A 10,452-nucleotide genomic window follows, 5' to 3' on the forward strand; every position below is an offset into this window, starting at 1 on the left:
TAGATAAATAAAATTTTTATACTTTTAGATTAACTCTTTAAGATAATAAGAGTTATTAGCTTACATTTACTTTCTTTTTACAATATTTTATAATTAAGTTGCCATAGCTTAAGTTCTATTTTGATAGAATGAGATAATTTTAAGCAAATATGCTTTAATTAAAACTAATTTACTACAACAAAGGATTTCTTTGCATAGACAAACTTTTTTTAAAAAACAACAAGCAAAAAAAGAAAGAATTTTAGATATTGCCTATAAAATCTTTTTAGAGCATGGCTATGAAAAAACAAGCCTACAAATGATCGTAAAAGAAACAGGCGGTTCTTTAGCTACAATTTATGATATTTTTCAAAACAAAAATAACCTTTTTAAAGAATCAATTGCTAAAGCGGTTACACATTTTATTGAAGAATTTCAAACACATCTAAAAAATCAGACAAACTTACAAAACAACTCTTTGAGCCTTGAAGACTATTTAAAAGAATTAGGTATGAAGTTATGCTCTAATATTGTTTCTAAAAACTCTATTGCTCTTCATAGATTAGTTGTCATTGAGGGTTATAAAAATCCAGATTTGCTCCATACTTTCAATACTGTATGTGTAGAAAATAGCAAACAATACTTTATAGAAGGATTACGCTTTTATCAAGAAAATAATGAATTAAAATTCACAAATCTTAAAGAAGCTGTGCAACGCTTTTTAAATCTTTTAATCACTCCTTATCTTTGGGCTTCTATTACAGATTCTAATTTCAAACTTCCAAGCCAAAAAGATATTGAAGAAAATGTAAAGCTTTGCGTGCAAATTTTCTTACTTTGGAATAAAACACAAAATTAATTTATTTGAAGGATAAAAATATGAAAATTGATGATTTACTTTTAGCAAAATTGCAAAGATTAGGTAGTATTAATCTAGAAGAAGAAAAACTACAAGAAACAAAAGAGAATCTAAGCGAAATTGTAAATTTTGTAGAAAATATTAATTCTTTGGAGCTTGAAAATATTCCTGCTTCTTTTAATCCATTAGATTCTAAAGGTTTTATGCGTGAAGATTTGCCTTGTGGAGATGAAAATATCGCTAAAGACATTCTAAGCCATGCTCCACTGAGTGAAGAATCTTTCTTTATTGTTCCAAAAATTATTGAGTAGCATTAAAATATGGAAATAGAAATCTCTTTAGAAAATATCAAAATCCATTCTTCATGGAAAGAAGTATTAAAAGAAGAGTTTTTATCCCCCTATTTTCTTGAAATCAAAAGACAATATCTTTTAGCAAAACAAAATGGAGCAATCCTCTATCCCCCTGCTCCTCTTTTATTTAATGCTTTTAATCTTACACCTTTTGATAAAGTTAAAGTTGTGCTTTTAGGACAAGATCCCTACCACAATGAACATCAAGCTATGGGCTTATCTTTCTCTGTGCCACAAGGAGTGCCACCTCCCCCCTCTTTAAAAAACATTTATAAGGAATTGTGGCAAGATTTGCAAATCCCTATTTCTCAAAGTGGTGATTTAAGCTCTTGGGCAAAAGAAGGTGTTTTACTCCTAAATAGTATTTTAAGCGTTGAGAAAAATAAGCCCGGGTCGCATAAGGATTTTGGTTGGCAAACTTTTAGTGATAGCGTTATTAAACACATTAGCCAAAAAAGAGAAAATATTGTATTTTTATTATGGGGAAACTATGCTAGAAGCAAAAAAACTCTCATTGATGCAAATAAACATCTTATTTTAGAAGCGACACATCCCTCACCTCTTGCAGGAAATAAATTTTTAGGTTGCAAACATTTTTCCAAAACAAATGCTTACCTAATTTCTAAAAATATTTCTCCTATTACTTGGAATATTCCTTAAAAATTTATATAATATTTCTTTTTTCTATAATTTTTTTTAGTTAAAGTTATGATTATTTTATAATTTTTAAGCTTATCTTTTAAATTTTTTTACATATAAAATCAAACTAAAAGACATTTTTTAAAATAAAAGCACTATTTTTAGATATTTTGTCTCATTTTTATTGAAATATTTTTAAATAATATATTATAATTAAGCCTTTACTATGAAATTTTAATTAAGTATTTAAAATAACTTATTTTTATGGTAAAAAAATAAAATTTTTATAAATTTTTACCTTAATTTTATAGTATAATGCAAATGTTTATTTCAGAATTAAAGGATGTAGTTATGGATAAAACAGATAATATCAATGTAACATTTAGAATGAACAAAGCTGACAAAAGAAATTTTGAAAAGATTGTTGAAACTATGGGACTTAATGTAAGCTCCGCTTTTAATATCTTCGCAAAAACAGTCATTAGAGAAAATTCTATTCCTTTTGAAATACGCGGTGGTGATACAACTGAAAAAACACAAAAAATCACTAAAAAATCAAGCTAAGCAATAGTTTTTATTCTATTGCTTACTCCCTTGATCTTACAATAAAAATAAATTCCCTTTAATGTATATAAATAAATATAATGTAAATGTTAAAAAAATATTGACTTTTCTTTAGAATTAAGAGTAAAATACAAAGTAGATTTAGTTAAAATTATCTTTACTAAAATATATAACTATAAATAAATTTCAAAAGGCTTTTTCCTATGGAGATGCATATACAAAATTCTCTTCCACTTGGACATCTAATCTTAAACAAACAAGAAGAATCCTATTCTAGCAAACTACACACTTTACAAAAAATTCAAGAGATTTTTGAAGATTTTAAACTAGAGAATAACAAAAGCACCCCTATTTCTAACTCACTTGCTCTATTTTATTCAGAAGATGAAGAAGGAAATATTCCGCCTCTTATTGAATATTTCAAAAAAGACGCAACAAAAGACTTTGAAGTCAGCTTAATTGAGATTTCAAAAACACTTTCTATCAATGGAAGCTTTGGAAATTTTGTTGCAAAATTAAACAATGAAGAAGATATTTCTTTCTCTCAAGCAGTTTTATTTGTAAGCGATGATAACCTTATCCGTTTTCGTGGAATCTATAGTGTGGCTGATTTTGATAATCCTAGCGCACTTTTAGAAACCCTCAAAAAAAACTTAGGAACTTTTAGTTATAAAGAAATTATCACTTACAAAGAAGATGCCTGTCAATACCATCACAGACGCGAAAAGCATTGTGGAAAATGTGCTGATATTTGCCCTACTTTTGGGGTGGGAGCTAATGATAGTTTAATGGAGCTTGTCTTTTCTCCTATTGATTGTATAGCCTGTGGTGCTTGTGTAGGTGTATGCCCTACAAGCTCTCTAACTTATGAGGATCTTCCAAAAGAGGGCTTAGAAGAAATTATTGAGCTTTACAAAGAGAGTAAAATTTTTCTATGCGATTTAGATTCTTATGAAAGCCTTGTGCATTTAGGCTTCACTCTCCCACAAAATCTAACTCCGCTAGTATTACCCAACCTTAAAATGCTTAATGAAAATGACTATTTAACGATGCTACAAACAAGTGGCAATGATTTATTAGTTTTTAATCACCAAGCACCCATGATTGATTTTATCAACAATATCACTCAAAATGCCTACCAAAAAAATGCGATTCTTCAAGCTCAAACTCCACAAGATATTGAAAATTATTCGCAAAAAATCACCCCTTTTGAAAGCTATCTTTATAAAAATCGCTATAACAAACCCCATAGAGAATCTTTTGCGCAAAGGCTACAATACATCATCAAAGATAAAGATTTTGGAGCTGCTAAAAGTGTAGCTCCTGTGTATTATGGTAATATTCAAATTGATAGTGATAAATGTACTCTTTGCCTTTCTTGTGTGGGTGCTTGCAATGTCAATGCAATTTTTGCAAAAAGCGATGACTTTTCTTTGCGTTTTAATCCAAGTCTTTGCACCACTTGTGGCTATTGTGTAGATTCTTGTCCTGAAAAAATTATGGACTTACACCGCGATGGAATGGAGCTTAACTCGCAATATTTTAAAAGTAGAGAACTTGCAAAAGATGAGCCATTTTTATGTGTAGAATGCGGAAAACCTTTCTCTACTAAAAAATCTATTGATAAAATCTTTAATATGCTTAGTGTTTCTTTTTCTAAAGATCCACAAAAGCTACGCACCTTGCAATGCTGTCCTGACTGCAAAGTAAGAGTAATGTTTGCTGACAAAATTTAAAGGGGAAGCTATGCTAGAAAATTTAAGCGCTCAAGAGCTACAAGATTTAAAAAATGCTAGAGTTTTATATTATGACTTTTTTTATGGATTATTTGTTTTTGAACTTTTAGATGAAAGAGAAGAACTCATTAAAAAGCAAATCTCTCTTTTAAAAACTTCTCCCCTAAGTCCTGAAGGAGAAGAAAATTTTGCACTTTTAGAAAAAATGTTACAAGACAATTATAAAGCCTTAAAAGAAGAATATTCTTCACTTTTTGCCTTGCCTTTTGGGGCAAAACAAGTAGGAATACATCTTTCGCATTTTTATGAAAATTGCGTAGGCGGGGAAAGCCTATTAAAAATGCGTAGTTTTATTAGAGAAAGTGATATTAGAGTGCAAACACAAACTTTTAAAGAAACAGAAGAGCATATCGGATTTATTTTTGGTTTTTTAAAAGATCTTTTGCAAAAGGACAATGACAAATTAGCCAAAGAAGTTTTTATGTACGCTAAAGTTGCAATGTTTAAACTTATTTCTGAAATTCAAGAAAGAAAAGATTCTAAAATCTATGCAACAATCTCTTATCTTTTGGAGGATTTCTTAAAATTTGAAGAAAATATTTTTGCATAATTCCATTAAGGCTTTTAATTTTTAAAAGTCTTGATGGGATTATCCCAAATCTCAAAACCAAGGAGTATCCATGGAAAATAGTAGGCGTGAATTTCTAAAAACCGCCACAAAAACTTCCGTTGCTATTGCTGGTGTTAGTGTCGTGCTAGCTGGTTGTGGCAAAAAAGGGACGAGCGAGAATCTAGTTCGTGGTAAATCACCTAAAGAAGAGATTCTTTATCAAAAGACAAAACAATGGGATATGTATTATTCTGTTGCTAAATAAGAAGTTTAAGTAAAAGAAGGAAAAAATATGAGCGAAGCTATCAAAAGACGCCAAACTAGGCGTTCGTTTTTGAAAATGACCGCTCTTGGAAGCTTAGCAGGTGCTAGCATTGCTTTAGGTGAAACCCAAAAAACAATGCGTCCTGCCACCGCTCAAGAGCTAAAAGAGAGATATCCAAACTCACAAAAAATTAAAACAATTTGCACCCATTGTTCTGTTGGATGTGGTATTGTTGCTGAAGTTGTAGATGGCGTTTGGGTTAGACAAGAAGTTGCACAAGATCACCCTGTTTCTCAAGGTGGACATTGCTGTAAAGGTGCTGACTTAATCGATAGAGCAAGAAGTGAGACAAGATTACGCTACCCATTAGAAAAAGTTGATGGAAAATGGGCAAGAGTAAAATACGATGAAGCAATGGATAAAATTGCTGTAAAATTAAAACAAATTAGAGAAGAAAGTGGTCCTGATGCAGTTATGTTCTTAGGTAGTGCTAAATGTTCTAATGAGCAAAGCTACTACATTAGAAAATTTGCAGCATTCTTTGGAACAAACAACATAGATCACTGCGCAAGAGTTTGACACAGCCCGACAGTCGCTGGTGTGGCGAATACATTTGGGTATGGTGGAATGACAAACCATCTTGGCGATATGATGTTCTCAAAATATATTTTAATTATTGGTGCAAATCCTGCGGTTAATCACCCAGTATCCATGGTGCATATTTTAAGAGCAAAAGAGAGTGGAGCAAAATTAGTTTGTATTGATCCTAGATTTACAAAAACAGCAGCAAAATGTGATGAATTCCATAGAATTAGAAGTGGGACAGATATTGCCTTTGCTTATGGTTTATTAAATCACATTATTGAGAAAAAACTTTATGATGAGAAATTCCTAAAAGAGCGTGTTTATGGCTATGAAGAAATCATCAAAGAAGCTAAGAAATTCCCACCTGAAGTTGCAGCAGATGTATGTGGAATCCCTGCTGATGAAATCCGCCATATTGCTGAAGAAATGGCAAGTGCAAAACCTGCAAGCCTTATTTGGAATCAAGGTTTAACACAGCACACAGTAGGAACAAGCAATACAAGAATTATGCCAATTTTACAAATGTTCTTAGGAAATATTGGTAAAAATGGTGGAGGTGTAAATATCCTAAGAGGACATGATAATGTTCAAGGTGCATCAGATATGAATAACCTAGCTGATTCACTTCCAGGATATTATGGGCTTGGCGAACCTGCTTGGAGACATTTCTGCAAACATTGGGGTGTAGAATATGATTGGATGCTAAAACGCTTCAAAGACAAAGAAATGATGGAAAAAACCGGATTTGCACATTCTACTTGGAAATTTGGTGTCTTAGAAGATGAAAATATGGCAAACAATGGTGGCACAAAGCTTAGAGCGCTAGTTGTAATTGGTTCTGGTATGACAACAGTATCTTTGCTTGATTTACAAAGAAAAGCTATGGATATGCTAGATTTAGTTGTATTTGTGGATCCTTATGTAAATGATTTAGCTATTTATAGCGATAGGAAAGATAACTTATTTATGCTTCCTGCTGCTTCACAAATGGAAACTGCGGGTTCAGTTGCAGCGACAAATAGAAGCTATCAATGGAGAAGCAAAGTTATGGAACCTCTCTTTGAATGCCGTCCTGATGAAGAATTCTTATTCGGATTAGCAGATAGATTAGGTTTCTTAAAAGAGTATCAATGGAGACTTTATGATATTGCAAAAAGCAAAGGGCGTGATAAATTCATTTGGCCTGATGATGCAACAACAGAGCTTACTCAAAGCATTAGAAGCATAGGCTTACAAGGTATGAGCCCTGAAAGATTAAAAGCGCATCAAGAAAATTGGCATATGTTTGATAAAGTTACGCTAGAAGGAACTGGACCATTTAAGGGTGATTACTATGGACTACCTTGGCCTTGCTGGAGTGATAAACACCCTGGAACTCCTGTTATGTATAATGATAGCATTCCTGTAATGCGTGGTGGTATGGGATTCCGTGTAAATTGGGGAGTTACTAGCCCTGATGGACAAAGTATGCTAACAAATCGCACATTGCCTAATGCAAAATTTGAAGGCGGACATGCTCCTGTAAGTGCTGCAAATGCTGAATCTTTAGGAATTAAACTAACCGAAGAAGAAAAACAAGCAGTAGCAGGCACTACTTTTGCTATGGGAATTGGTAACAATATCCTAGTAGAAAAAGCCCTTGAAGCTGGACTTTGCCCTTATGGAAATGGAAAAGCTAGAGCAAAAGTTTGGAATTGGTATGATCAAATCCCACTCCATAGAGAGCCTATCCATTCATTTAGAGGGGATTTAGTAAGCAAATATCCAAGCTTCCCTGATAAGAAAAATCTCTTTAGAGCTAATATCAAATATGAAAGCAGACAAAAAGAGAAAGATTGGGTTAAAGAATTCCCAGTAAATATGCTTAGCGGAAGACTTGTAGCACATATGGGAACAGGAGCCGAAACAAGAAGTGCTAAATATTTAGCTGAAGTAGAAGGTGAGATGTTTGTAGAAATCCACCCCGATAGAGCAGCAGAGCTTAATGTAATAAATGGCGATAAAGTTTGGTTACATGGAACAAGTGGAACTAAGATTTTAGTGCCTGTAAAAATCTCTACTAGAGTGGATTATAATAGTGTTTGGTTGCCACAAAACTTCTCTGGACTAGATCAAGGAAAATCAAGATTAGAAAATTATCCAGAAGGCACAAAACCTTATGTTATCGGTGAATCTGCAAATATGATTTCAAGCTATGGTTTTGATTACAATTCAGCATGTCCTGAAACAAAATGCGGTCTTTGTCGCATAGAAAAAGCATAAGAAAGGATAGAATATGAGTCAAAATACACAAGATATTTTGCAAAATTTTGCAAGAGTGAAATTTTATTGCGATACTAATAGATGTATTGAATGCCATGGTTGTGATGTTGCTTGTAAAGAAGCTCACCATTTACCTGTGGGTGTAAATAGAAGAAGAGTTGTTGTGCTAAATGAAGGGCAAGTAGGTAAAGAAAGTGCTGTTTCTATTGCTTGTATGCATTGTGCTGATGCTCCTTGTGCGCAAGTTTGCCCCGTAGATTGCTTTTATATCCGTGCAGATGGAATTGTATTGCACGACAAAAAGACTTGCATTGGTTGTGGATACTGCCTTTATGCTTGTCCTTTTGGTGCTCCACAATTCCCTAAAAATGGAGTATTTGAAAGTCGTGGTTCTATGGATAAATGCACTTTCTGTGCAGGTGGTCCTGAAGAAACTAATAGCCAGGAAGAATACAGACTTTATGGACAAAATAGGATTGCTGAAGGTAAAGTTCCTATGTGTGCGAGTATGTGTTCTACTAAAGCATTGCTTGCAGGAAGCAGTGAAGAGGTTGCAAACATCATCACGCATCGTGCAACAATGAGAGGAGAAAATATCCCTAATGCTGTTCCAAATGTGTGGAAAACCGCTTATGGAAACTAAAAGGATTCCTATGAAATTATTTTTGCGAATCTTAATTATTACTCTAGGCTTTGCTACTTTTGCATTTAGTGCAAACCCTAGCGTTCCACAAGAAGGTGGAAAGCAATATGCAGAGGTAATCTCTGGCAATGATAGCTTAATGGTAAATCCTATGAATACAAAACTCTATGGAGGTCCTGAAGTAGAAGCTATCAAAGCTTGGGGAGTCGGCTCTCCTAACTCTTATGGTTTAGGGGAGATTTTTACTCTTTTGCAAGGGCATTATTTTTCACTCATTTTTGGAATTATCATCGTGCTAGTTCCTCTAGCATTCCTAACGCATTTTATTGTTGTAGGACAAAAAAAGTTCTCTCATGGCAAAAAGATTAAAGTATTCTCAAGCTACAATATTTTTGTGCATTGGGCTGCTGCCATTCCTTTTGTTATTTTAAGCATAACCGGCTTAATTATGGTATTTGGAAGCAATCTTGGCGGAGGAGCTTTTGTGCGTTTTGCAAGAGATGTGCATGGAATTGCTACCATTTTATTTGTCATTTTTGGAATTCTAATGTTTTTAATGTGGGTTAAACCCGCTCTTTTTAAACTTTATGATATTCAATGGCTTATGATTATGGGTGGATATTTAAGCAAAGAGAAAAAACCTATTCCTGCTGGTAAATTTAATGCAGGACAAAAAATGTGGTTTTGGGTTTGCACCGTAGGTGGTTTTGTAATGGCAATTTCTGGAGCATTTATGTTCTTTCAATTTGCGGATATTGAAACTTTAAGAACTATGGCACTTATCCATAATATTTTAGGCTTTTTAGTGATTGCACTTTTAATCACGCATATCTATATGGCTGTCTTTGCTATTGAAGGGGCTTTAAGCTCTATTTTAGATGGACATATGGGCGAAGAGGAAATTGCAATTTTACATAGCTATTATTACAAAGAACTCAATGCATAAAGAAAGCCTAACATTACCCATTGAAAAAATTTCACCGAGTGGGTTTATTCCCACTAGTGAATATTTTAGCGATTGTGTCATTAAAGAAGAAAGAATAGCCTTTTATCTCAATGGCAAAAAACTGCTCTCAGTAATGAGTATTCCAAAAGAACAAGACTATCATATTGTAGGGTTTCTCACTAGTGAGGGTGTGATTAGCAAAAAAGAGCAAATACGCTCTATAAAAATAGAAGATGAAGGCAAAAGCGTATGGATAGAAGCACAAATCCACGAAGAAAATCTAAAAAATCTCTTTAGAGAAAAAACTTTAACTTCTGGTTGTTGTGTAGGAGTTGCAGGGAATCTAGAAGGACATATCATTGAACGCTTTATAGAAACTCCTTTGAAAGTTTCTTGCAAACAAATCTTTGAGAATTTAAGAGAGTTTGAAAAGCCAAGTGAGCTTTTCTCAAAAACAGGTTGTGTGCATAAAGCAATGTTGCTTTTAAAAAATGAAACCTTAATCAGTGAAGATATAGGACGCCATAATGCTATTGATAAAGTAATGGGTAAAGCTATGCTTAAAAATTTAGATAAATCCCAAGCGATTCTTTATGTAAGTGGGCGATTATCGCTAGAAATGGTGATTAAGGCTGTAATGCATAATATCCCAATTATCGTTTCAAAAGCCGCTGCAACTTATATGGGGATTAAAGCCGCTCAAGAAAGTGGTGTTACACTTATAGGCTTTGCTAGAGGCAATAGTGCAAACCTTTACACTCATAGTGGAAGAATTACTTCTTAAAATCAATTCTATTAAATCAGATAATAAACCGCAACTTACCATATTATCACTATAAAGAGCGTTAGCCACAAAGAATATAAACAAAGTAAATAAAAATCCCAAAAATCTTTATTTTAAGAAATTTTAATAAATCCCTTACAAACTTAAATCAATAAAACTCTTAAAACTAATAAACTACAAGAGGGTTCTAAATGGGAGAAAGAACCCTCATATAGTTTATTTATACT

11 protein-coding genes are annotated in these 10,452 nt (G+C 33.1%); all 11 read left to right on the forward strand.

Annotated elements, in window-relative coordinates:
* Nucleotides 1–190 precede the first annotated feature (190 nt).
* Nucleotides 191–838 carry a TetR/AcrR family transcriptional regulator gene (locus EBF09_RS07435; RefSeq protein ID WP_157978190.1) on the forward strand — a complete coding sequence of 216 codons (648 nt, stop codon included), beginning with the start codon at nt 191–193 and terminating at the stop codon, nt 836–838.
* A gap of 20 nt (nt 839–858) precedes the next feature.
* Entirely contained in the window at nt 859–1,149 is a 291-nt protein-coding gene (gatC, locus tag EBF09_RS07440) for an Asp-tRNA(Asn)/Glu-tRNA(Gln) amidotransferase subunit GatC (RefSeq protein WP_121764488.1), read from the forward strand.
* Between the two features lie 9 nt (nt 1,150–1,158).
* A complete protein-coding gene (gene ung / locus EBF09_RS07445) occupies nt 1,159–1,851 on the forward strand; it encodes a uracil-DNA glycosylase (protein WP_121764489.1) in 693 nt (230 codons plus the stop codon).
* Between the two features lie 330 nt (nt 1,852–2,181).
* Entirely contained in the window at nt 2,182–2,394 is a 213-nt protein-coding gene (locus EBF09_RS07450) for a type II toxin-antitoxin system RelB/DinJ family antitoxin (RefSeq protein WP_157978191.1), read from the forward strand.
* A 203-nt stretch (nt 2,395–2,597) separates the two neighbouring features.
* The gene (locus EBF09_RS07455; protein WP_232817692.1) at nt 2,598–4,130 is read left to right on the forward strand and encodes a 4Fe-4S binding protein; all 1,533 of its coding nucleotides are present in this window, start codon (nt 2,598–2,600) and stop codon (nt 4,128–4,130) included.
* Between the two features lie 10 nt (nt 4,131–4,140).
* Nucleotides 4,141–4,740: a molecular chaperone TorD family protein gene (locus tag EBF09_RS07460; protein WP_121764497.1), complete on the forward strand. Its 600-nt coding sequence runs from the start codon at nt 4,141–4,143 to the stop codon at nt 4,738–4,740.
* A 70-nt stretch (nt 4,741–4,810) separates the two neighbouring features.
* Nucleotides 4,811–5,005, forward strand: coding sequence for a twin-arginine translocation signal domain-containing protein (locus tag EBF09_RS07465; protein ID WP_111230183.1), 195 nt, complete (start codon nt 4,811–4,813; stop codon nt 5,003–5,005).
* Nucleotides 5,006–5,032: 27 nt separating this feature from the next.
* The gene (locus EBF09_RS07475; protein WP_232817693.1) at nt 5,033–7,852 is read left to right on the forward strand and encodes a molybdopterin-dependent oxidoreductase; all 2,820 of its coding nucleotides are present in this window, start codon (nt 5,033–5,035) and stop codon (nt 7,850–7,852) included.
* 13 nt (nt 7,853–7,865) lie between these two features.
* Complete coding sequence (gene fdh3B / locus EBF09_RS07480) at nt 7,866–8,495, forward strand: formate dehydrogenase FDH3 subunit beta (protein ID WP_121764493.1); 630 nt, start codon at nt 7,866–7,868, stop codon at nt 8,493–8,495.
* Nucleotides 8,496–8,505: 10 nt separating this feature from the next.
* Nucleotides 8,506–9,441, forward strand: a complete 936-nt coding sequence (locus tag EBF09_RS07485) for a formate dehydrogenase subunit gamma (RefSeq protein WP_232817694.1) — start codon at nt 8,506–8,508, stop codon at nt 9,439–9,441.
* Nucleotides 9,434–10,225 (forward strand): formate dehydrogenase accessory sulfurtransferase FdhD, encoded by a 792-nt coding sequence (fdhD, locus tag EBF09_RS07490; RefSeq protein ID WP_121764495.1) that lies wholly within the window; start codon nt 9,434–9,436, stop codon nt 10,223–10,225. Before EBF09_RS07485 ends, fdhD begins: the two co-directional genes overlap by 8 nt.
* Nucleotides 10,226–10,452: the final 227 nt, after the last annotated feature.

Source organism: Helicobacter burdigaliensis (genome assembly GCF_003670295.1).
Taxonomy (GTDB): domain Bacteria; phylum Campylobacterota; class Campylobacteria; order Campylobacterales; family Helicobacteraceae; genus Helicobacter_D; species Helicobacter_D burdigaliensis.

What these genes read in the sequence shown, in the direction of transcription:
- gatC (WP_121764488.1), top strand. Translation starts at nt 859, where the DNA reads ATGAAAATTGATGATTTACTTTTAGCAAAATTGCAAAGATTAGGTAGT.
- ung (WP_121764489.1), top strand. Translation starts at nt 1,159, where the DNA reads ATGGAAATAGAAATCTCTTTAGAAAATATCAAAATCCATTCTTCATGG.
- EBF09_RS07450 (WP_157978191.1), top strand. Translation starts at nt 2,182, where the DNA reads ATGGATAAAACAGATAATATCAATGTAACATTTAGAATGAACAAAGCT.
- EBF09_RS07455 (WP_232817692.1), top strand. Translation starts at nt 2,598, where the DNA reads ATGGAGATGCATATACAAAATTCTCTTCCACTTGGACATCTAATCTTA.
- EBF09_RS07460 (WP_121764497.1), top strand. Translation starts at nt 4,141, where the DNA reads ATGCTAGAAAATTTAAGCGCTCAAGAGCTACAAGATTTAAAAAATGCT.
- EBF09_RS07465 (WP_111230183.1), top strand. Translation starts at nt 4,811, where the DNA reads ATGGAAAATAGTAGGCGTGAATTTCTAAAAACCGCCACAAAAACTTCC.
- fdh3B (WP_121764493.1), top strand. Translation starts at nt 7,866, where the DNA reads ATGAGTCAAAATACACAAGATATTTTGCAAAATTTTGCAAGAGTGAAA.
- EBF09_RS07485 (WP_232817694.1), top strand. Translation starts at nt 8,506, where the DNA reads ATGAAATTATTTTTGCGAATCTTAATTATTACTCTAGGCTTTGCTACT.
- fdhD (WP_121764495.1), top strand. Translation starts at nt 9,434, where the DNA reads ATGCATAAAGAAAGCCTAACATTACCCATTGAAAAAATTTCACCGAGT.